Origin of the sequence: Candidatus Pelagibacter ubique HTCC8051, assembly GCF_000472605.1 — a bacterium.
Lineage (GTDB): Bacteria > Pseudomonadota > Alphaproteobacteria > Pelagibacterales > Pelagibacteraceae > Pelagibacter > Pelagibacter communis_B.
In genome coordinates this window covers 436,336-459,303 of sequence record NZ_KI421440.1, presented here as the reverse complement: position 1 = coordinate 459,303, position 22,968 = coordinate 436,336, and the positions used below count along the sequence as shown (strand labels likewise).

24 protein-coding genes are annotated in these 22,968 nt (G+C 31.3%); 10 read left to right on the top strand and 14 right to left on the bottom strand.

All coding sequences use genetic code 11. From position 1 onward, the window contains the following. The first annotated feature begins 2 nt into the window (after positions 1-2). Complete coding sequence (locus F754_RS0102435) at positions 3-914, top strand: bifunctional enoyl-CoA hydratase/phosphate acetyltransferase (RefSeq protein WP_023648330.1); 912 nt, start codon at positions 3-5, stop codon at positions 912-914. A gap of 165 nt (positions 915-1,079) precedes the next feature. Continuing rightward, positions 1,080-2,366, top strand: a complete 1,287-nt coding sequence (gene hisD / locus F754_RS0102430; RefSeq protein WP_023648329.1) for a histidinol dehydrogenase — start codon at positions 1,080-1,082, stop codon at positions 2,364-2,366. Here the strand turns inward: hisD and ugpC are convergent. Both ugpC and F754_RS0102420 read right to left on the bottom strand, forming a co-directional pair. Next, entirely contained in the window at positions 2,363-3,418 is a 1,056-nt protein-coding gene (ugpC, locus tag F754_RS0102425) for a sn-glycerol-3-phosphate ABC transporter ATP-binding protein UgpC (protein WP_023648328.1), read from the bottom strand. The genes hisD and ugpC overlap by 4 nt on opposite strands. Beyond that, positions 3,418-4,506: an ester cyclase gene (locus tag F754_RS0102420; RefSeq protein WP_023648327.1), complete on the bottom strand. Its 1,089-nt coding sequence runs from the start codon at positions 4,504-4,506 to the stop codon at positions 3,418-3,420. The genes ugpC and F754_RS0102420 overlap by 1 nt, the downstream gene beginning before the upstream one ends. 40 nt (positions 4,507-4,546) lie before the next feature. On the opposite strand from F754_RS0102420, the gene F754_RS07560 reads away from it, so the two are divergent. The 7 genes from F754_RS07560 to F754_RS0102380 all read left to right on the top strand — a co-directional run bounded on the left by F754_RS07560 (position 4,547) and on the right by F754_RS0102380 (position 11,538). Then, on the top strand, positions 4,547-5,491 hold the full coding sequence (locus F754_RS07560; RefSeq protein ID WP_051332833.1) for a cupin domain-containing protein: 945 nt from the start codon (positions 4,547-4,549) through the stop codon (positions 5,489-5,491). Further along, positions 5,491-6,459 (top strand): ester cyclase, encoded by a 969-nt coding sequence (locus F754_RS07745; protein ID WP_023648325.1) that lies wholly within the window; start codon positions 5,491-5,493, stop codon positions 6,457-6,459. Before F754_RS07560 ends, F754_RS07745 begins: the two co-directional genes overlap by 1 nt. Continuing rightward, a complete protein-coding gene (locus F754_RS07740; protein ID WP_023648324.1) occupies positions 6,460-7,587 on the top strand; it encodes a cobalamin-independent methionine synthase II family protein in 1,128 nt (375 codons plus the stop codon). Between the two features lie 103 nt (positions 7,588-7,690). After that, complete coding sequence (locus tag F754_RS0102395) at positions 7,691-8,911, top strand: extracellular solute-binding protein (RefSeq protein WP_082254664.1); 1,221 nt, start codon at positions 7,691-7,693, stop codon at positions 8,909-8,911. Between the two features lie 49 nt (positions 8,912-8,960). Then, complete coding sequence (locus tag F754_RS0102390) at positions 8,961-9,989, top strand: sugar ABC transporter permease (RefSeq protein ID WP_023648322.1); 1,029 nt, start codon at positions 8,961-8,963, stop codon at positions 9,987-9,989. A 2-nt stretch (positions 9,990-9,991) separates the two neighbouring features. Beyond that, positions 9,992-10,873 (top strand): carbohydrate ABC transporter permease, encoded by an 882-nt coding sequence (locus tag F754_RS0102385; RefSeq protein ID WP_023648321.1) that lies wholly within the window; start codon positions 9,992-9,994, stop codon positions 10,871-10,873. Next, positions 10,870-11,538, top strand: a complete 669-nt coding sequence (locus F754_RS0102380) for an HAD-IA family hydrolase (RefSeq protein ID WP_023648320.1) — start codon at positions 10,870-10,872, stop codon at positions 11,536-11,538. The genes F754_RS0102385 and F754_RS0102380 overlap by 4 nt, the downstream gene beginning before the upstream one ends. Here F754_RS0102380 and F754_RS0102375 read toward each other — a convergent pair. Continuing rightward, the gene (locus F754_RS0102375) at positions 11,525-12,280 is read right to left on the bottom strand and encodes an alpha/beta hydrolase (RefSeq protein WP_023648319.1); all 756 of its coding nucleotides are present in this window, start codon (positions 12,278-12,280) and stop codon (positions 11,525-11,527) included. The genes F754_RS0102380 and F754_RS0102375 overlap by 14 nt on opposite strands. Positions 12,281-12,334: 54 nt before the next feature. On the opposite strand from F754_RS0102375, the gene F754_RS0102370 reads away from it, so the two are divergent. After that, positions 12,335-12,526: a hypothetical protein gene (locus F754_RS0102370; protein ID WP_023648318.1), complete on the top strand. Its 192-nt coding sequence runs from the start codon at positions 12,335-12,337 to the stop codon at positions 12,524-12,526. Position 12,527: 1 nt separating this feature from the next. On the opposite strand, the gene F754_RS0102365 is transcribed toward F754_RS0102370, so the two are convergent. From F754_RS0102365 to F754_RS0102315, 11 genes are all read right to left on the bottom strand, one after another. After that, positions 12,528-13,142 carry a LysE family transporter gene (locus F754_RS0102365; RefSeq protein WP_023648317.1) on the bottom strand — a complete coding sequence of 205 codons (615 nt, stop codon included), beginning with the start codon at positions 13,140-13,142 and terminating at the stop codon, positions 12,528-12,530. A gap of 9 nt (positions 13,143-13,151) precedes the next feature. Beyond that, the gene (locus F754_RS0102360) at positions 13,152-14,654 is read right to left on the bottom strand and encodes an ABC transporter permease subunit (RefSeq protein ID WP_023648316.1); all 1,503 of its coding nucleotides are present in this window, start codon (positions 14,652-14,654) and stop codon (positions 13,152-13,154) included. Beyond that, positions 14,647-15,708 carry a glycine betaine/L-proline ABC transporter ATP-binding protein gene (locus F754_RS0102355; RefSeq protein WP_023648315.1) on the bottom strand — a complete coding sequence of 354 codons (1,062 nt, stop codon included), beginning with the start codon at positions 15,706-15,708 and terminating at the stop codon, positions 14,647-14,649. Before F754_RS0102355 ends, F754_RS0102360 begins: the two co-directional genes overlap by 8 nt. Before the next feature lie 75 nt (positions 15,709-15,783). Then, positions 15,784-16,746, bottom strand: coding sequence for a glycine/betaine ABC transporter substrate-binding protein (locus F754_RS0102350; protein ID WP_023648314.1), 963 nt, complete (start codon positions 16,744-16,746; stop codon positions 15,784-15,786). 130 nt (positions 16,747-16,876) lie between these two features. Beyond that, the gene (locus F754_RS0102345) at positions 16,877-17,413 is read right to left on the bottom strand and encodes an AhpC/TSA family protein (protein ID WP_023648313.1); all 537 of its coding nucleotides are present in this window, start codon (positions 17,411-17,413) and stop codon (positions 16,877-16,879) included. Positions 17,414-17,475: 62 nt separating this feature from the next. Beyond that, positions 17,476-17,985 (bottom strand): TRAP transporter small permease subunit, encoded by a 510-nt coding sequence (locus tag F754_RS0102340; RefSeq protein ID WP_023648312.1) that lies wholly within the window; start codon positions 17,983-17,985, stop codon positions 17,476-17,478. A gap of 2 nt (positions 17,986-17,987) precedes the next feature. Beyond that, positions 17,988-19,271, bottom strand: a complete 1,284-nt coding sequence (locus F754_RS0102335; protein ID WP_023648311.1) for a TRAP transporter large permease — start codon at positions 19,269-19,271, stop codon at positions 17,988-17,990. Positions 19,272-19,364: 93 nt separating this feature from the next. After that, positions 19,365-20,405, bottom strand: coding sequence for a TRAP transporter substrate-binding protein (locus F754_RS0102330; RefSeq protein ID WP_023648310.1), 1,041 nt, complete (start codon positions 20,403-20,405; stop codon positions 19,365-19,367). 126 nt (positions 20,406-20,531) lie between these two features. Further along, positions 20,532-22,013, bottom strand: coding sequence for an aldehyde dehydrogenase (locus F754_RS0102325; protein WP_023648309.1), 1,482 nt, complete (start codon positions 22,011-22,013; stop codon positions 20,532-20,534). A 45-nt stretch (positions 22,014-22,058) separates the two neighbouring features. Beyond that, entirely contained in the window at positions 22,059-22,529 is a 471-nt protein-coding gene (locus F754_RS0102320; RefSeq protein WP_023648308.1) for a hypothetical protein, read from the bottom strand. Between the two features lie 12 nt (positions 22,530-22,541). Next, positions 22,542-22,952, bottom strand: a complete 411-nt coding sequence (locus F754_RS0102315; protein WP_023648307.1) for a VOC family protein — start codon at positions 22,950-22,952, stop codon at positions 22,542-22,544. Positions 22,953-22,968 lie beyond the last annotated feature (16 nt).

Sequence of the window (22,968 nt, the reverse complement as noted above, 5' to 3'; positions counted from 1 at the left end):
TTATGCTTTCAAATAAAGAAATTATCTGTCCTAATAATCTGCTTGATGAAGCTCATAAGAAAAAAGGTGTAAAAGTTGCAGTTGTAAATGCTGGTAAACCATTGCCCATGCTTTCAGTTCAAGATGCGGTAAATGAAAATTTAATAGAACCTATTTTTATTGGAGATAAAAAAGAAATTCTAAAATGTGCTGAAGATTTGAAATGGGATATTTCTCAGTATGAAATTATTGATGAACCAGTAGAAAATAATACTGCAAAAATTGCTGCAAAACTTGCTAGCAAAGATAAAGTAAAGATAATTGTTAAAGGTCATATTCATACCGATGTACTAATGAAAGAAGTTTTAAAGCGTGAGTATAATTTATTAGGCAAAACTCGATTAAGCCATATTTGGCATATGACAGTAGAAAAGGATGATAAGCCATTAATCATTACTGACGGAGCTTTAAATGTTTTACCTAATGTAAAAACAAAAATGCATATTCTTAAAAATGTAATTAATTTTTCTAATAGAATAGGAATAACTAGACCAAAAATTGCTGTTTTATCAGCTACAGAGGAAGTTTTAGATAGTGTTCCTAGTTCTTTAGATGCAGCAGAAATAACAAAAATAGCAAAAGAAGAAAACTTAGAAGCTGATGTATTTGGCCCACTTGCTTTTGATAATAGTATTTCAAAAAAATCAGCAGCAATAAAAGGAATTAAAAATATAGTGGCTGGTGAAGCTGATGTATTATTGGTTCCAAGTGTTGAGACTGGAAATGGTCTAGTTAAAATGATGATTTATTTTATGGGAGCATGTGCGGCAGGAGTTGTGGTTGGTGGAAAAGTTCCAGTTGTAATCACAAGTAGATCCGATGAAGCTCAGGCAAGACTAGCATCTATTGCTGCTGCTGTAGTTGCCCTAGATTAATTCAAGGTATTAAAATGAGACCATTTGATTATATAAGTCTATATTTCCTAGTTATTATCTTGTGTGTTGTTAGTGTTAATATTGGTTATAGATTTTATTTTTAAATCATTGAATTAAAACATTTTATACTTTATTAAGAACCTCTTAAAATAAAGGAATTAAACAATGGCTATACAATATTTAAAAAAATCACCAAAAACTTCTTCAACAGATGATACAAAAACAAGAGAAATAGTTGAAAATATTTTAAAAGATATTGAGCAATCTAAAGAAGAAGGTTGTAAAGAATATTCTAAAAAATTAGATAAGTATGAAGGTGATGTAGTCGTTTCAAAAGAAAAAATTGAAGAAATTAAAAAGAGTTTAGATCAAAAAACAAAAGATGATATTCAATTTTCTCATGAAAGAGTTAGAAAATTTGCTGAAGCACAATTAAAGAATTATGGTCAGGATTTTGAAGTTGAATTATCTGATGGGTTGTTTGCAGGACAAAAACTAATTCCTGTTAATACAGCAGGTTGTTATGTGCCAGCTGGTAGATATGCTCATATAGCTTCAGCTGTAATGAGTGTAACAACTGCAAAAGTTGCAGGTGTAAAAAATATTATTGTAGCAAGTTCACCAAAACCAGGTGTAGGTGTTCATCCATCAATTGTTTATACAGCGGACCTTTGTGGTGCAGATTCAATTTTAAACTTAGGTGGTGTTCAAGGTATAGCTGCAATGACTAATGGCTTATTTGGTAATGCTCCAGCTGATATATTGGTTGGTCCAGGTAACCAGTTTGTTGCAGAAGCAAAAAGAATGTTATTTGGAAAAGTTGGTATTGATTTATTTGCAGGTCCAACTGAAATAGCTGTAATTGCTGATGACAAAGCTGATGAAGAATTGGTAGCAGTTGACTTGGTTGGTCAAGCTGAACATGGGTATAACTCTCCTGCTTGGTTATACACAACAAGTAAAAGAATTGCTGATTATGTAATAAAAAGAGTTCCAGAATTAATTGCTGAACTTCCAGACTTACCAAGGGAAAATGCAGGAGCTGCATGGAGAGATTATGGAGAGGTAATTCTTTGCGATACAGATGAAGAAATGGCAACAATTAGCGATGAATATGCTCCCGAACACTTAGAACTACAAACACAAAATTTAGAGTGGTTTCATAAAAGATTAAAAAATTATGGATCACTATTCATTGGAGAAGAAACAACTGTTGCCTATGGCGATAAATGTTCTGGTACAAATCATATTTTACCTACAAAAGGTGCTGGAAGATATACCGGTGGTTTGTTTGTTGGAAAATTTATCAAAACTTTAAGTTTTCAAAGAATGTCTAAAGAGGCAACTAAAACTGTTGGAGCTGCTTGTGCAAGAATTTCAAGATACGAAGGAATGGAAGCTCACGCAAGGACTGGTGATGTAAGATTAAGAAAATATGGTTTTTCTAACTAAGATTTAACTCTATTTCCATTTTCATCAAATACAAAAATATCTTTTGAATTAAAGCCAATACTATTTTCAATAGTGTGATGGCTTGGAATTTTTGCACTGATTTCGTATTGATCCATTTTGATATAGGCTATTTTTTCATTACCTAAATTTTCAATTAAATCTACTTTTGGATTAAACTTGTATTCACTATTTTCTGAAACACTCAAATGTTCAGGTCTTAAACCTAAATAATAGTCTTTTTTAGAAAAATTTATTCCGTCAATTTTAATTGAATTTCCTAAAAATTTAATTTCGTTATTTGAAATAATATTATCACTTGTAATTTTTAAAATATTCATTTTTGGAGTTCCAATAAATTGGGCAACAAAAATATTTGAAGGATTGCTATATATTTCATCTGGTGTTCCAACTTGTTCAATATTTCCATGATTTAAAATAACTATCCGGTCAGCTAAAGTCATAGCTTCAACTTGATCGTGTGTTACATAAATCATATTTGTTTTTATTTGATTGTGAAGTTTTGAAATCTCAACCCTCATTTCAGCTCTTAACGCAGCATCAAGATTTGATAATGGTTCGTCAAATAAGAAAATTTTTGGATTTCTTGTAATAGCTCTTCCAATAGCAACTCTTTGTCTTTGACCTCCAGAAAGCTGTTTAGGTTTTCTTTCTAATAATTCTTCAATTTTTAAAATTTTTGCAGCCTGCATAACTTTTTGTTCAATTTCTTCTTTAGATCTTTTTTCAATTTTTAGACCAAATGACATGTTTTCATAAACATTCATATGTGGGTACAATGCATAAGATTGAAAAACCATTGCAGTTTCTCTTTTTGACGGATGTAGCTCATTAACTAATTGATCATTAATAAATATTTCACCCTCATCAATTTGTTCCAATCCTGCAATCATTCTTAATAAAGTAGATTTTCCACAACCTGAAGGTCCAACTAAAACTAAAAATTCATCTTCTTTACCCTTAAGATTAAAATTATTTATAATCTTATTATTTCCAAATGATTTATGAATGTTAGTAAATTTTATATTAGACATTATGATTTTTTAATTAGTTGAAAAATATCAACACCAATTTGGTTTAAAATATGGGCTATGTCAATTGGAACCCAGTTCTCTCTAATTTTTCCTTCATCATGATGATAAAAATCCATTACTCTCATTGTAACATTTTTATTGTTTGGAGGATATCCTAACCAATCATTTGAACCATAAGTTGCTTGAATACTGTGCCATCCTGCAGTTAGAGAAAATTTTCCATCTCCCAATTCAGAATAATGACCCAGTTTCCAGTAATTTCTTTCTTTAAAAGTTTTTCTAAAAGGAAGTTGATGATTATCCACAAAACCCTCTAAAGATCTTGCGGTCCCTATTCCACTTGGTCCATACCAAATCATTTTATCATGCCAAAACTCAGCTTGTGGATGATCAATAAGTTTTAATTTTAAATCTTCATCTGAATTTGTATCTAGTTCAGGTTTAATATTTAGGCTTCTTTGCATGATCAAAGCTTGTTCTAAATTTAATTTTGAAATGTTGATATCTTTTTCAAAGAAATTTACACCATCAGTATTAATTGGGTTTAGCCAATTACCTTCAGCACCTCTTGATTTATGAATAGGAAAAACTCCTGTTTGAAATATTAAATCGATAACATCTATTAAGATATGGCTTTCAACTATTTTGTCATTTTTGAGCTCATGTATTTCACAACATCTTAAATTAACCATTTTGTTATTAGGTCTAATACCAAGCCAATCTTTTTTAAAAACTCCAGAAAGTGTAGAGATTGAAGCAACTTGTATTTTATCTCTAAAAGTTCCACCAATTATTAGTTGTGTTCTTCTTTCTAAATCAGGGAAAGACTCAAATAATGGTAACCAGTAATCATCTTTAAATTTATCAAGACCACTAAACTCATTAACAGGGTGAAAACAATTAACCTTAATATCTTTAGCAAAATATTTGTTTAAATTATCATCTAGCTTAGATTTTCCAGAATGAACTATATCTGTTAAATAATTTTTTACTTTTTGCTTGTTTTCATAATTTTCTTTAGGGGTAATAATAATATTTTCGACGTCTTCTTGCCCTTTAAGTCCTGTGTCAAAATTTTCAATTTTCATATATAAAACAATTATATTTAATAAAAACACAATAAATATTATGACTGAAAGAATTGCAAGATTTAATGAACTGACACCTAGTACCTTGCCTTTTGTAGAGGGAAGAATTGAAGGTCACAAAGAAAGAAAAAATTATTCAATCGTAGGGCCAGGTGTCGCAGAAGATAGTCAACAATCAGTTAAGATTTCTGAACCTCATGGTTATAACCTTGGTGCTGTTAGTGCCAATCCAAAAAATGGTTCTGGATTACACAGTCATACAACTGCTGAAGTTTTTTTAATTTATTCTGGTAAATGGAGATTTTATTGGGGTGCAGATGGTAGAAATGAAATAATTTTAAGTAAAGGTGATATTATTTCTATGCCAACAAATATGTTTAGAGGTTTCGAAAATGCTGGTGATGAAGAAGGTTTAATTTTTGTTGTGTTGGGTAATGATGATCCAGGAATAATAACATGGGTTCCAAATGTTTTGATTAAAGCAAAAGAAACTGGTCTAGCTTTATTGGATGATAATTCATTAATTGATCTAAAAGAAAGTAAAATACCTTCTAATAGTAAACTATTAGAGCCTATCACAAATGAAATGCTGCAAAAGTTTGATAATTACCCAATAAATGAAATTGAAAAGTTTATTTGTAGATTTAAAAATCAAACTAATCACGAGATTGATTTACATAATGGAATTAAATTAATTCAGGTTATTGGAAGTGATTTTTCCACCAATAAATATGATCATTTAATTAATCATAATACTGGTTTTAATTTAAGTATTTTAAAAGCTAAAAAAGGTCTAATTGAAGATTTAATCTTTGATAAACCAACCATTTTATTTTCACAAAAAGGAACTTGGAAAGTTAAAATTGAAAAAGATGAATTTAATATTAATTCAAAAGATACATTTTCCCTTCCGTTAAATACTAAGGTTAGTATTTCTATTGATAATAATGAAGAATGTTTTTTAAATTGTGTTAGTAAAGCTTAATGAAGGGCTTTGATAAAAAATACAGAGATTTTCCAGACTATATTTTAAAAATTACTAAACAGATATGGGAAGGAAAAGATGTAGATTCAATTGCTGATTTTTATACTGATGACATTCCAGTTAGGTCTCCTTTTGGAATTACCTATGGCAACAAACCAGTTATAGAGGCAACTTATAATACATTAAAAGAGTTTCCAAATAGACAATTGTTAGGAGAAGATGTTATTTGGAACGGTAATGATGATAAAGGCTATCATTCTTCACATAGAATTTTAAGCAAAGGAACACATTTAGGAGATGGATTTTATGGCAAACCCACTGGTAAAGATATTTATTATAGAGTAATAGCAGATTGTGCTTGTAAAGATAATCAAGTCTATGACGAATGGATTGTAAGAGATCAAGGAGCAATGGTAAGACAAATTGGTTATACTCCAAAAGAATTTGCTCAAATAATGATTGATAAAGAAGGCGGATTAGAAAAAGCTAAAAAATTATTTGATAAAGATGATATAAAAACATCAGATTACCAACCTGAGAAAATAAAAAAAAACTCTGTGGGTGAAAAGTATTCAATAATATTAAGTAAAGTTTTTGAAAAAGGATATGATTTTAAAGATTATAATAGAGCTTCCAGTATTTACTGGCCAGGAAATAAATTAGGTCATGGGAGAGAGGATATTTCTAAATTTTGGAACTCTTTAAAAAATATTTTTACTGATGTTAAATTCACCATTGAACATGTTGGATATTTAGATGAACCTAACAAAAACCCTAGAGCATCTATTAGATGGTTTCTAGATGGTATTCATTCCAAAGATAGTGAAGACTATGGTAAAAAAACAAACACTAAATTATTTATTATGGGAATAAATCATGTGGAGTTAAATCAAGATGGAGTAATAAGAGAATGGGTTTTGTTTGATGAAGTTGCGATCTGGAAACAAATTCTAATGAATAATAATTAAATGACTAGAATTAAAACAACACATGTTGGAAGCTTACCAAGATCAGACGAACTTTCTGATCTTCTTTTTAAAAAAGATAAAAAAGAGAAAATAGATTTAGATAATTTTGATGCAGTAGTTAAAAAAGATGTAAAAAAAATTGTAAAAAAACAAATTGATTTAGGTGTTGATTTTATAAGTGATGGAGAAATGTCTAAGATTAGTTATGCAACTTATGTTAAAGATAGAATAGATGGCTTTTCAGGTGAAAGTGAAAGAAAAGCTCCAAGAGATCTTGATGATTTTCCAACATTTAAAGAACGAATTGCAAGAACAGGTGGAACACCAACTTATACAAGACCTTGCTGTACTCATGAGCTAAAAATTAAAGACACTTTATCTTTAACTAAAGATATCAATAATTTTAAAGATGCTCTCAAAGAGAATAATCACAATCAAGCATTTATGAATGCAGCTTCTCCTGGGGTAATTTCTGCTTTCTTACCAAATAAATTTTATAAAAATGATGATGAATATTTAGATTCTTTATCAAAGCTTATGAAACAGGAGTATGAGGAAATTGTTTCTAATGAGATACATTTACAGCTAGATTGTCCTGATCTTGCTTTAGCTAGACACATGACATTTAAAGATTTATCAGAAGATGAATTTTTAAAAAGAGCAGAAAAGCAAATTGAATTTCTTAATCTGTCTTTAGAAAATATTCCACAATCTAAGATTAGAATGCATATTTGTTGGGGTAATTATGAAGGACCTCATTCACATGATATTTCTTTAGATAAAATTTTACCTTTAATTTTAAAAGCAAATGTTGGGACGTATCTACTTGAGTCATCAAACCCAAGACATTCTCATGAATGGCAAGCATTTGAGGGCATTAAATTACCTCAAGATAAGATTATAGCTCCGGGTGTGATCGACTCTACTACTAATTTTATAGAACACCCAGAGGTTGTAAAAAATAGACTTATTCAGTTCTCAAAAGTAATTAACAAAGATCAATTAATGGCTGGAACAGATTGTGGATTTAGTACTTTCGCTGGATTTGGAAATGTTGACGAAAACATAGTTTATAAAAAATTAGAGTCCCTTGTAATTGGTACAGAGTTAGCATCAAAAACTATTTAATTTTTTTCTTTAAAATTATTTAAAAAAACGACAAAATGTCCTTATAAATACTTTTAAGTATTTGATAGAGTTTAGTCTCTTAATTTAAAGAAAGGTAATAACTATGAAAAAAATATTAATCGCATTATCATTTTTAGTATTTGGTACTTATGCTAATGCAGACTGTAATATTAAATCTGGATCAATCAATATTTTAGCTAATGATTTTCCAGCACTAAGAACTCTTGTTGATACTGCTAAAGAATGTAAAGGAAGTGCAGACTTTAAAGTAACACATTCAGCAGAGCATAATAAAATTGCTGTGCCGGCATTAACTGCTAACCCTTCAGAATTTTCTGTTAGAGTAGCAGCAAACAGTTCAATTGTTCCATTAATGAATAGTGATTTGATTAGACCTATGAATGATCTAGTTAAAAAATATGGAAAAGGCATTCAAGACTCTCAGTTAATTACTATTGATGGAAAAGTTATGGCTGTAGCATTTATGGCTAATACTCAACATTTATATGTAAGAACAGATGTTTTAAAAGCTAATGGTATTGCAATACCTAAAACTTATGAAGAAGTTGTTGCAGCATCTGAAAAAATAAGAGCAGCAGGAAAAATGAAATATCCTTACGCTGCAGCTTATAAAGCTGGCTGGAACTTAGCTGAAGAGTTTGTAAACATGTACATTGGTCATGGTGGTGAATTTTTTGAAGCTGGGTCAGCAAAACCAAGTATTAATAATGCTAAAGGTGTAGCAACTCTTAATATGTTAAAAAAATTAGCTGATTTAAGTAATCCTGATTATTTAACACATGATAGTGAAGCAATTAAAGTGGAATGGGAAGCTGGAAATGTTGCCATTATGACTTTATGGGCTTCAAGATCTGGAACTCTTTTAGATGATGAAGGTGATGCTAAAATTACTGCAGCTACTAAACTAGTTGCACCAGCAACTGTTGGTGGTGGAAACATTCCTGCTGCAACACTTTGGTGGGATGGATTTACACTTGCTAAAAATAGACCAGATGCAGATGCAGAAGCTTCTTTTAGAGCAATGGCTCATGCCGCTTCTTCAAAAGAAATGGTAGCAAAAGCTTCAGACCAAGCGGTTTGGTTAGTTGAAGGATTTGTTCCAGGACCAAAATCTGTTGGTGTAATTGAAGCAGTTAAAATGGGTGCAAAACCTTATCCAATGTTACCTCAAATGGGACTAATGCACGGTGCCTTGGGTAATGAAATTGTTGAATTTTTGCAAGGAAATGAGACAGCTGAACAAGCATTAAAAGATGTTGAGGCTGCTTATAATACTAAAGCAAAAGAACAAGGTTTCCTATAATATCTAAGAATCTTTAAGTGGGGATTTATTCCCCACTTAACTAAAATTCATGCCTAATAAAAGTTTTTTTTGGTTTTTTTTACCAACTGGTTTAGCAATGATTTTATTCATTGGCTTACCTATTATATCAACAGGTGTTCAGTCTTTTTATGCTCAACACGATCAGATTTTAAAAGAAGTTAAAAAATGTGATCCATTTGGCTGCAAGGTTTCAGTACAAATTGATCAAGAAGCATCTTCAAAAATTAGGGAAGAAAAGCCACTCGGAAAATTTAATGGTTTTGGAACTTATGTAGACAGAAATCATTTAGCAACTGACCAATTATCTAATTTTTGGAATGAGAGCAATTCAACTGGAGAGTTTTTAACTAAAGTAGGCAATCTACCTTTTTATAAAGCATTAATTTTTACTTTTACTTATTGTATTATAGTTACACCATGTGTTTTATTATTAGGGTTTGTTATAGCCCTTAGTCTAAATTCAATTTCTAGAAAAATAAGAGGTGCATTAATCTTTGGTACAATTTTACCAATGATCGTAACTCCATTAGTGGGTTCTTTAGTTTTATTTTGGATGGTAGATGCAGAAGGAATTATTGGAGCGAATTTACAAATATTGATGAATGATCCTTATCTATCAGTTAAATCTTCTAAAACACTGACTTGGATCACAATTATTATTTATGGTATTTGGCATCACTCCCCTTTTGCTTTTGTGGTATTCTATGCAGCTTTACAAACAGTTCCTCAGGAACCGTTAGAAGCTTCTATTATTGATGGTGCTTCAAGATTTCAGAGAGTTAAGCATATTGTTTTACCTCATATTTATCCTGTCGTAACATTTGTAGCTTTAATTTCTTTAATGGATAACTTTAGAGTATTTGAACCTATTATTGGTTTTAGCGCACAGGGTAGTGCTCAATCATTATCTTGGTTGATATATGATAATTTAGTTAATGAAGAGGTTATTTTATTTGGCTCAGCAGCTGCAACTTCAATAATGACAATAATTGGAATAGCAATAATACTAACGCCAGTTTTAATAAGAACTTGGAGAGAATTTAGAACAAATAGATAATAATGGATTACGGATTAGATAAAAAATCAAATAGTTTAAAAACCTTCAATACTATGTTTATAGTTATTTGGTTATTGCTAGCATGTTTTCCATTTATTTGGACTTTCTGGGGTTCTTTTAAAGTAAGAGCAGACTTTTTTTCAAGAGCTGATTGGTGGTATGCAATAACAGCTTTCAACACATTATTGGAAACTGGTAAAAGTTTTACAACTGAAGCTTATAGTGGTGCATGGTTTGAAGGTGAATTTTGGAAAGCATCAAGAAACACGATAATAGTAACTGTAAGTGTAGTGTCTGTTTCTTTGTTTCTTGGAACCTTAGGAGCTTACGCTTTATCAAGATCTACAAAAAATTATGCATTTTGGATTTTAATTATTGCATTAGTATTTAGAGCTATGCCTCATATAACCTTAGTTTCTGGATACTTATTTCCTTTTTTTCAATTACAAATTTGGGGAATTCTACCTACAACAATTGTAGTGTTAATAGCGATTAATCAACCATTTACACTTTGGCTACTTTATTCTTTTTTTAAAACTGTTCCAAAAGAACTTGACGAAAGTGCACTAATAGATGGATGTACATACTTTCAAACATTCAGACATATAATTATGCCTGTGATGTGGCCAGGTGTTATTACAGCTGGTTTATTTAGTTTAATGCTTGCATACAACGATTTTACTGTAACAGCGTTATTGCTTAATCAAGAAAATCATACAATGGTTCCTAAAATTCAGAGTTATCTTGGAACCAATCAACACGAAGGTAATTTGATGTGGGCAGTTTCTGCAGTAGTTTCTGCTACAGCACCTTTATTCTTATTAGTAATGTTTTTTCAAAAACAAGTGATAAGTGGTTTGACTGCTGGAGCTGTGAAAGGTTGATAAAGTATAAAGCGGTAATATTTGGATCTATTGGAACAATAGTAGAAACATCAAATATTCAAAGAAAATCATTTAATAAGGCTTTTAAAGAATTCGGATTAGATTGGTACTGGAGTACATCGGAATATAAAAAATTATTGGAAAAGTCAGGTGGTGAAAATAGATTATCTAAATATGCAAATAAAAAAAGTGTCAAGATTAATACCAAAAAACTAAGAGACTTAAAAACTAAGATTTTTAATGATTACTTAAAAAAAAATAAAATAAAACCTAGGGCTGGAGTTTCAAATATTATAAATTTTTGTAAAAAAAATAATATCAAATTAGGTTTTGCAACATCTACTACGGTAAATAATATAAATTCAATTTTTTTTACTTTGAAAAATACTATTGATAAAAAAGATTTTAATTTTATTGGTAACGATAAACTTGTATTAAGAAAAAAACCTTATCCCGATATATATAAGATTGCTCTTAAAAAGCTAAATATAAGATCTACAGAATGCTTAGCAATAGAAGATACAGAGGAAAGCATGAAATCAGCTTTGAAAGCAAAAATTAGATGTGTTGCATTTCCTGGTAAATTACACGAACATCAAAAATTTAAAGGCGCATATAAGATAATTAAAAAGCTTAATAAAAAAAAGATTTTTACTGATTTATAAATTTTTCAACTAAAATATTAAATTCATTTGGCTTTTCTAGATGAACATTGTGACTACAATTTTCAAAAATTTCTAACCTACTATTCTTAATATTCTTATTAAGTGTATCAACTTGGTCAAAATTATATGAAGTATCTTTGTCGCCCCAAACTATTAATGTTTCATTTTTAATATTTTGCAGATTGTGTATTCCCGACCAATTCTTCATAGCTATTAAAGCATTATCTGCTGTTTCTAGAGAAACATTTTCAACAGCATTTTTGCATAAATAGTAGTTTTTATCTTCATCGCCTTTTACGAACCATTTTTTTGGAACTCTTGAAAATGAAATATCAATTCCATCATTTTTCAATTTTTTTCTTGTTTCATCAATAGTTTCAAATCTTCCTGGTATTTCACCTATTGATCCTGTTGCAAAACAAATTAGTTTATTAACTCTATCCCCTATAATTTTGGTCATTTCTTGAACTATCATCCCACCCATTGAGTGACCTAATAAATTAAATTTCTGTATTTTTTTTTCTTCAAGAATATCAATAACAAATTGAGCCATTTTATTGATTGAATCTAAAGATTGGGCACTACTACTTTCTCCAAAACCAGGTAATGCCGGTGATATAACTCTGCAAGATTTTGAAAAATAATCTCTTTGATTGCACCACATTTCTGATGATCCAAGGTAACCATGTACCAAAACTAATGGAAAACCACTACCAACGTCATCAATATAAATTTTTTTCATAATAAAATAATGTAATATAGTATGAACTCAAACAATTCAAATAAAGGAGTTATTATGGCTACTTATGAATGTCCAAAATGTGAAATGTCAGTTAATGCTACTTGTGGAAAGTGTAACGAACCATTGGTAAATGATATGCTTAAATTAGATGATGGCAATGAAGTGCAAATATCAAAATGTCCCAACGATCATGGAAAAATTAAGTCTCCATTATGTTGTGGTCAAGATATGAGTTGTACAGTTTAATTTAAAAAAATTTAATAATTTCTATAAGAACATATAGAGCAATAATGCTCATAAATGTTATTATAAATAAGTTAATTCTTTTCCAAATCAAATCGCTCTGTAGATATTTTGATAATAGTTTTGATAGATACCCAATTACAAAAAAGAATAATAAAGAAGATATAGAGGCTCCAATACCAAAGTAATATTTATCAATTACCATAAAGTTTTTAGAAAAGTTTCCTAAGAAGAAAACTGTATCTGAATAAACATGAGGATTAAGATAAGTAAAAGCAATAGTTTTTGTTATTATGGATGTTACTGAGATATCCTCAATATCTTCATTAAAACTTATTTTTTTATTTTGAATAGATATCTTTCCATAAATAAAGTGAATTAAAAATAAAAATAAAAGAATATTTAAAATTAGTTCTATTGTTGTGTTAAAAAAATTACCAAAATACTGAAAAAGAAAAATTCCTAGAAAAATTAATATAAAATCCGATATTGAACAAATTAAACAAACTATAAAAACATATTGTTTTTTTAAACCCTGCTCTATTACAAATATGTTTTGAGCCCCAATAGCTAAAATAAGACTTAAACCAGTAAAGAAACCTAATAACAGAAATTCCATTAGGGTTTATTAAACTCTTTTCTTACCTTGAACAACTCTATCTAAAATTAATGCTACAAATAATATCGCAACACCTGCAAGAATACCTTGACCAACATTAGCATATTGTAAAGCTTCTAATACATCTTGTCCTAAACCTTTTGCACCAATTAGTGATGCAACTACAACCATTGCTAAACTTAACATTACAGTTTGGTTTACACCTGCTAAAATTGATGGAGTAGCTAAAGGTAAATCTACCTTTCTTAGCAAATACCATTTAGTTGCACCGTAAGCTATTGCAGCTTCCCTGATTGTCTCTGGAACTCCTCTTAATCCAAGTACTGTTAATCTAACAACAGGAGTTCCACCAAATATCATTGTAATTATAACTGCTGCAACCTTCCCTGTTCCAAAGAATGCAATTACAGGTATCATAAATACAAACGCTGGCATTGTTTGCATAAAATCCATTATTGGTCTTATCATTGAATAAAATCTTTGTCGTCTGGCGCAGAAAATCCCAAGTGGTATTCCAATTGCGATACTTAAAATTGCTGCAGTTCCAAGTAAAGCTAGTGTTGTCATTGCTTTAACCCAAAAACCTAAAAAGCCCATGTAACATAAAAAACCAGCTGAATAGATTGCAGCTCTAGGGCCGGCAGATAGCCCTGTTAAAGTCACTATTGCAGTTATGATTACTATCCAAGGTGTTTTAACAAATAATAATTCTAAAAAATCTAAAACAGATCTAATACCAATTGTAATTGCCGTAAATAATGCATCTCCTTTTAATACTGCATAATTAAAAATTTTTTCTACCCAGGCAATAGAAGTTAACCTGATATCTGGATGAGTTGGAAATTCATCCATAATTACAATTAAACCTGGAAAACTGTAGTGCACTACTGAAAAGAACATAATTACAGAAGCAAAAACTGTACTTAAAATAAAGTTTTTAGTTTCCATACCAGGGCTTATTGATTTGTCAGATAACCATTCAGAATATCTTTTTTCTAATTTGGAGTTTGCAAGAACACCTTGGACAATCTTAATTGAAATTAAAAGTGCTATTCCAAAAATTGTTATCCAGATGGCTGATGCTTCAATTCTACTAACTTCATCAATATAACCTTGCATAGCGTCTTCTAGTGATTTGATATTTCTTTTATAGACGTCAACTTTGTCAGGATTATTTGTAATAGCTGCTTCTAATTGCTTATTTCTAAACGCAATTGTTGATTGAACCTGTTCAATTTTTTGAATAGCATCTTTTGTAATATTCCCAAATAAACCTCTTATTATTTGAACAACAGAAAAAGTTTCAATAATTAGAAAAGTTAAAGCCCAATTCCAAATGTTTCTCATTCCAAACCAAATTGGTCCAAGAATTGCTGCATATAGATTAAATGAAAAAGAAAAAGTAGGTTTACTACCTATTTGTTGGAATTTCTCAATATAATATTCTGGATTTGTTTTGACAAAATCAGTTATTAACTGAGATCTTGAAGGGTTGTTAAGTTCTTTACTCACTATCTTCTCCTTCAATCACTGCTTTTAAAAGATCTGACTGCGATATAACACCAACAATTTTATTTTGATTATTATTTACAATTATTGGCTTATCTCTAGATGCTGATGTTTCGATAAGTTTACTCAACAAATCACTCTCATTAACAATTTCTAAATCATTAGTAATTTTTCCATTTTTATTTTCAAAATTTTCAACAGTTTGCATTATTGATTTAGCCTGAACAACTTTTAGTCTAGAAATACCTTTGACAAAATCAGCAACATAGTCATCTGCTGGACTTACTACGATTTCTTCTGGAGTTCCAATTTGAATTACTTTCCCATCTCTCATAATAGCAATTCGATGACCTACTCTTACAGCTTCATCTAAATCATGAGTAATAAAAACAGTTGTTTTTTTCATTTGTTTTGAAAGTTTGATAAACTCAGATTGAAGTTGTCTTCTTATTAAAGGATCTAATGCACTAAAAGGTTCATCCATTAATAAAAAATCTGGATCAGCAGCTAAGGCTCTTGCAAGCCCTACTCTTTGTTGCATACCACCTGATAATTCATGTGCAAATTTATTCCCCCAACCTTGTAATTCAACAATTTCTAAAATTTTATTTGCTGCATCCAATCTATCATTTTTACTTACCCCTCTAATTTCTAGTGGCATCGCTATATTATCTACAACAGATCTATGAGGCATTAGTGCAAAGTTTTGGAATACCATGCCAATTTTTTTATTTCTTAATTCTTGTAAATTATCTCTATCAAGCATCATTACATCCTGACCGTTGATTAAAATCTTGCCAGATGTTGGTTCTAGAAGTCTATTAATATGCCTAACTAATGTTGATTTTCCACTACCTGAAAGGCCCATTACACAAAATATTTCACCTTGCTTAACATCAAAAGAAACATCAGATACACCTATAACTGAGTTGTATTTCTCCAAAGCTTCATTTTTAGAAATTTTTTTATTTTGGATAGCATCCAGTGCTTCGTTCGAAGTGTTACCAAACACTTTCCAAACATTTTCAATTTTAATTGCTGATCCAGAAGAATCCATTTAACTCTCTTTTATTTAGGAGAATATACCCGGCAATATAAAATTGCCGAGTATAAATAATTTATTTTATTAAGATTAAAGACCTAACCAACCATCAACTGTTGATTTGTTAGCTTTCATCCAAGCTCTTGCTACGTCAGCTGGTTGTTTTTTCTCAACTGAAATTGCATAAGCCATAGCCGATACATCGTCTGCTGTTAATTGAAAGTTCTTAAAAAACTCAACAATAGCTGGAGATTTACTTTCTAAAGAAGTACCCCAACCAATTTGAATCTGTTTAAGCGCATCTTTCGAAGCAACATAAGATTTTTTGTACCAGTCAGCATCTTGTTTTGGTTGTACCATTTTGTATTTAGCTGGATCAAATTTTGGCTCTTCCAACATAACTACATCAGCCATTCCCCAAATTGCATGTGGCTTGTAACAATAAAATGCATAACCTTCGCCTTTTTTAATAGAGTCAAGCACTCTTGCATTTTTAACAGCTTCTGCTGCTCTGATTGGCTCAATTCCTGCATCATATAAACCATAATCTCTTAGTTTAACTTGATTAACATTAGCTGACGCCCAACCATCTGCTCCAATCCAAAATTCACCTTTACCATTGCCATCACTATCCATAGCTTTAACAACTTCAGGTCTTCCTAAATCTTCAATTGCAGTAATATTAAATTTTTTCGCAAATTGTTGAGAAACACAATAACCTTGGTTTCCTTCATATGGTTTGCTACTTAATTTTAAAGTTCCTTTTGGAACCAAATCATTTGTGTAAGCTTGTTGGTTTGGTAACCAGATGTCAGGGTGAACTTCAATCTCACCTTTACTTCTGTCGATCGCACCATAAATAGCAGTGTTGTTTCCTGGAACAAGTTCTGCTTCTCCACCCATTTTATCTATAACAACTGCAGCTAATAAGTTTGCAATAGCTGTTGCACCTGTCCAACCTGGATCTCCAATTTTTACCTTCTCAGCAAATGTCGAAAAAGTAGCAAAAAGTGAAATTAATCCAGCTACAAGTGTAGTTTTAATTATTCTCATTATCTCTCTCCTATTAATTTAAAAAATTTAGTCTAACGCGAATGAACAAAGTGAGTCAAAGGAAATAAAGTTATAAAATGTATATATAACTGTATCTTTTTAAATTGTTAAAAATTTCTAAAATTTTAACTTATAAATCAGAAGTATACTCACCACGCGCTGGGTAGTTTTTTGTAATTGAAAATTCAACACCTTTTAAGAGTTCTGCAAAAGAAGGTCTTGCAAATGGCATGGTTTGGGTTGCACCATAATACAACGTTTTATCAGGTTTGATTAAAAATATTCCTGGTTCTGAAAATTTTGCAGGCTCTTCAATACCGATAGATGTTTTGCCGATCCCTTCCGATATATATAGTCCCCATCTTTTAGCATCTGCTAAGTTTAGATCATAACCAAATTTTAAGTCAGGAAAGGCAACTTTAGCCTCAAACTCTCCAGCTCTTTCTTTAGTATCCGATGAAACAACAACAATTTCTACACCTTTTTCTTGATATTCTTTTTGTAATCTTCCTAATTCTTTAATTTGTAATAAGCATAAAGGACAATGTAAACCTCTATAAAAAACTATTAAGTTAAAGCTTTTTGGATTTTCTTTATCTAGATCAAATTCACTATTGTTTGTTAGAGGAAATTTTAGATCAGGAACTTTTGTTCTAGGTATTAGCATTTGTTGAGTTTCTATATGAGTAAATATAAATAGCAACTTTATTTATAACTAATCCAAAAGAACTAAACCTTTTTCACAAAAGAAATAATAGCACCCATAGTCGTCAAAAATCCAGCTAACGGCAAGATTGCAACTGCGTATTTCTTTGGCATATAATTCTCTTTGAACTCAATACCTTGAAAGCTAATTTCAAAATACCACATTTCCCAATACTTTCCACGCATACCCTCTACAAGTTCAACTCCATAAATCATCAAGACTATACCAATTACCATAATCATAATTTTCCAGAACTGCCGTATATAGAGTGACAGTTTATTTGGCAATTTTTCATAAATTAAATTTAAAGCTATGTGTTCATTATCTCTAGCTGTCAGTGAAAGTGCTATAAACATCAACCAAATATTACTTAACACTGTTAATAGATCGCCCCAAACAGGCGGATTATTAAAAACATATCGCATGACAACGTTATAAAGAGTGAAACCAACCATCGAAGCCAAAAATAGTGAACACATGGCTTCTAACATACGATGGATAAAACGGTCAAAGTTGTTAAAAAATTTTAGCATTTCTAATTACTCAATAGGTTTGGAAGAAACATGGTTAACTCTGGAATAACGAGAATAAAAAATAAAAGTAAAAATAGCCCAATTAAATAAGGAATTAATGCAATAGCAACTTTTTCTAAACGCACTTGTGCTATTGTTGCGGCAGTAAAATAAGCAACACCAACAGGTGGTGTTACTGATCCTATTAAGAAGCCAACTATTACAACAATAGCTGCTTGAACCTCAGGAAAGCCAGCTTGTGCCATAACATTAACTAATACTGGACCAACTATAATAATGTTTACCGCTGAGTCCATTACAGTTCCAAGAAGAAAAATAAATAGAATAACTGCTAAAATAAAAATGATAGGGGATTCTGTAAGACTTAAAAGCCATTGTTCGAGATCACCGATCGCACCTAGAGAGGTAAGTAACCAGCTAAAAGGTCCTGAAGCAGCTATGATAATAAAAACCATTGCTGAATTACGGAATGCTCGACGAAAAGCACCAGTGCAATCTTTCCATTTAATAGTTCGATAAACGAATACACCTGTAAATAATGCAACCATTGCTGTGATAGCGCCTGCCTCAACAACTGATGCAACCCCTCCCATGACTGAGCCCACTAAAACTAAAGGTATCAAAAGGGCGAATGAGGATCGGTATAATTCTTTACCAGCTCGACGTATTGAAAATGGTTGATCACTTCGCTCGAAGTTATATTTAATCGCAAAGTAATGATTGATTATCATGATCACAATACCTATCAACACACCTGGAATAATCCCGGCCGCAAATAATGCTGCAATCGAAATCTCAGTCGAGTTAGCAAGTACAATCATCATGATACTAGGAGGAATTATCCCTCCTATGGTAGAACTTACGCCTGTAACCGCAGCTGAAAACGCTGCAGGATAGCCAGCTTTTTTCATAGCTGGTAATACTAATGCTCCAACTGTAGCTGTATCTGCTACCACAGAACCATTCATTCCCGCAAAAAACATACTTACAAGAACATTAACTTGGGCCAACCCTCCTCGAATACGTCCAATTAATGCTCTGCTCAAAGCTACTAACCGGTCAGTAATCGTAGCACTTGTCATTAACTCACCTGTCAACATAAAGAATGCAATTGCAGTTAATGGGACCGAGTCAATAGCATTAAACATTTGACTTGGGATCAAAACAAGCGGTACAGCATCAGTAAATAGAATATAAACAAATGGTATTAATATTAATATAAAACCAATGGGAGCACCCAATAAGATTAAAAGAAGGAGTACTACGAGTAGAATGATACTTTCCATAATTGCTTATTTGTTATGATTTATTTTAGGTAAAGATCATCTAGTTCTAAAAACTGAACTAAATGATCTCTACATATTTTTTCGTTGAACGATTTAAAGAGCCCCAGCTTTCTCTAGCTGAGCTACAAATCCATCCATTCCTTGTTCTAGTAGCACTCTTTTGGCTATCTCTGGTTCAAAAGTACCTTTGGCATCTAACCAAGCACCAATTGCACCCTCTCTCCACTTAGACATTTCCGCTTCAGATGGTACATACCACTCTTTTGCAGATGCTTTAATTGCATCTTCACCATTCTTAATCCAAGCGTTGTCTAACTGGTTCACTTTTTCTCCATAAGCATCAGCTGCCTCGTGTAACCATTTCTTCTCTTGCGAAGACAATGCATTATACTGTTTAGCATCCATTGCTAGAATATTTCCAGACCACATACCACCAATTTCAGTGAAGTATTTTGCAACTTCGTGAAGTTTTGCTACGTGCTGCCATGGGCTAGCAACATACTGTCCTTCAACTACACCTGACTGTAAGCCTGAGTATAACTGACTCCAGTCATAAGGTGTTGGAGTTGCACCCCAATTTTTAACTAGCATGAACTCAACTGGACTCTTTGTAGTACGCCATTTTAGTCCCTTCATATCTCCTGGAACATGAATTGGTTTAGTTGCGTTCCCAAGTTGTCTAAATCCACCACTTGAATATACAGAAAGGCAAATATGACCAGCATTTTCAAGAGCCAGTTTACACTGTCTTTCAGCTAACCACTCGTCTGATATTCTTTTTGCATCTTCTAATGATTTGAAAATGAAAGGTAAATCAAAAATTGCTAACTCTGATCCAAAATTACCATAGTTTGCTGTAGAGCTAGTCCATAGAGCTATAAGCCCTTGGTTAGCTTGTTCACCACATTTCTGTTCAGCGCATAAGCTTTTTTGATAATGTGGTTCGACTTTCATCTTACCACCAGAGGCTTTTGCCAAGGCTGGTATTAATGCTTGATCTATGGCATCTCCAATCGGCATACCTAATCTACCAGTAGTACCAAGCTTAAGAGTTACCTCTGCATACGCCGCTTGGGTAAAGAAAGCAATTGCAACTACTTTGAGTAGTGTCTTGCAAATTGTTTTAATGTTTATTATTTTCATTATATCTCCTATTAATTTGAAAAATTAAGTCTAACTTAGATCTTTAAAGCGAGTCAAAGGAAATAAAGTTATAAAAGATATATATAACTATGATTTTTAACTCAATGGTTGCAGTAATTATTGATGACTAATCCAGATTGTCTTTGTTTGAAGAAAAGAATTAAGAGCTTCAGTACCTTGATCTCTACTAAGTGATCCTGATTGTTTGTATCCACCAAATGGAGTTTTAATATCTCCTTCAGAAAAAGTATTAACTGACACCGTTCCACAAGGGAGACTTTTAGCTAAATGAAATGCTCGATTTATATCCTGAGTAAATACACTAGCATGTAATCCATATTTAGAGTTACTAGCAACTTTTAAAGCTTCTTCATCATTTTTAACTGTCAAAACACCTAATACTGGTCCAAAAATTTCTTCTTGAGCTATAGTCATATTTTCTTTTAATCCATCAAACAAAGTTGGTTTTGCATAAAAACCTTTTTGTTTATTGTTTGAAACTCCACCTGATAAAAGTTTTGCCCCTTCATCTATTCCTTTTTGAATATATCCATCAACAGTTTGTAAATGTCCTTTTGATATCATAGATCCCATATTTGATTTTAAATCCAATGGATCTCCTACTTTTAATTTTTTTACTTTTTTAATTATTTTGTCTAAAAATTCATCTTTAACTTTTTTATGAACTATCTGTCTCATATTTGCAGAGCAGTTTTGTCCTCCGTTCCAAAAAGCTGAATTGATTGCATTATCAATTAAATCATCATTAATTTTTGCATCCTCTAAAACTATAAATGGACTTTTACCACCCATCTCAAGTGCTACAGGTTTTAAATTACTTTCACTAGAATACTTTAAAAAATAACCACCCACTTCAGTTGAGCCTGTAAATGAAACTGCATCTACATCTTTATGTCTTCCTAATGCTTCACCTACATCACCATAACCTGGAAGTACATTTAAAACTCCATCTGGAATCCCTGCTTCTTGAGCAAACTTTGCAACTCTTATAGCTGTAAGGGGTGTGTCTTCAGCGGGTTTTATAATTACTGAACAACCTGCTGCAAGAGCTGGTGCCATTTTCCAAACGGCCATCATTAAAGGAAAATTCCAAGGAACAATCCCTGCCACAACACCGATTGGTTCTTTAACAATCAAACTTGTAATGGACGGTTCTGTTGGACCAACTTTGCCAAATACTTTATCAATTAATTCTCCATACCATTGAAAATGCATTGGAGCGTCATTGGCTACTTCATTGATACAATCAGCAACTAACTTTCCTGTATCAACACATTCTAAAACTGAATTTTCATTTCCATGTTTTCTAAGTATTTCAGCAAATTTTAACAAAACTTCTTTTCTATGTTCTGGTGAACTTCTAGACCAAACTCCACTATTAAAAGCTTTTCTTGAAACTTTAACTGCTAAATCAACATCTTTATGATTGCATTTTGCAACTGTACAAAGTTTTTGTCCTGTTGCTGGATTTATTGTCTCGAATTTTTTACCATCAATAGCATTTACATATTTTCCATTGATAAAAGCTCGTCCTTCAAATTTTAATTTTTTTGCAATTGATTGATAGTTAATGGCCATAAAAGTTTACACTATTATCTAAAAGATAAATTAGCAAGTTGAAATTTAAAAATTTAATAATTGATCCAAGCTTTTATTTTTCTTTAAAGCTTTTAGAAAGTTTGCCAAAACCTTAAGCTCTTTAATTGCAAAAGGTTTCATTAGTTCCTCTATTTTTTCTGTAGGAGTAAGACCTCGATTTGTTGAGTAACTAATCAATCTTTTTTTTTTTAATAATTCTATTTTTCTTCTTACTGTTTCTTTTGGCAAACTAACTATATTTGACACAGCAAAAATAGTTAGTTTTTTTGAATTTAAATGTTTATCATTATTGCTAGACCTAGTTTGCTCCCAAATAAAGTCCCAGTTACTTCCTTCTTTAGTTTTAGTTCTTAAATAATGACTTCCTATGCATGAAATTATCATAAATGAGTCAAAATCTACACCAATCATAGATTTTGAGTCTTTATATTGCTCTAAACGAAAATTTATTAGATGGTATAAAATTTCACCATATTTATCTAAATTTTTTTTCAATTAATAAAAATTCTAATCTGGATTAGCAGTTAAAGTTTTGATCTCTAAAACATTTTCATTAGGGTCTTTAACAAAAAAAGTTTCTTGCTCATATTTTGTACCTTTAAACCTTAAATAAGGTTCGTCGTAATATTTGGTACCATTGTCTTTTAATCTTTGTTTAAGAGTATCAAAATCTTTTCTTGATAAATGAACACCAAAATGTGGAACAGAAACATTGCCCATATCAACATCATGTCTCTCATTATCTAGTTTATGCTCACTTGCATGAAGAGTTAATTCATTTCCCCAAAAATCAACATCTGCCCACTCTTGAGCAGAGTTGTCTAATCTACAACCTAATGTTTCGCTATAAAATTTCTTTGCCGTTTCTAAATCCCCACATGGAACTGCTAAATGAAAACAATTAGTATTTTTATACATAACTTAAGCCCTTTAA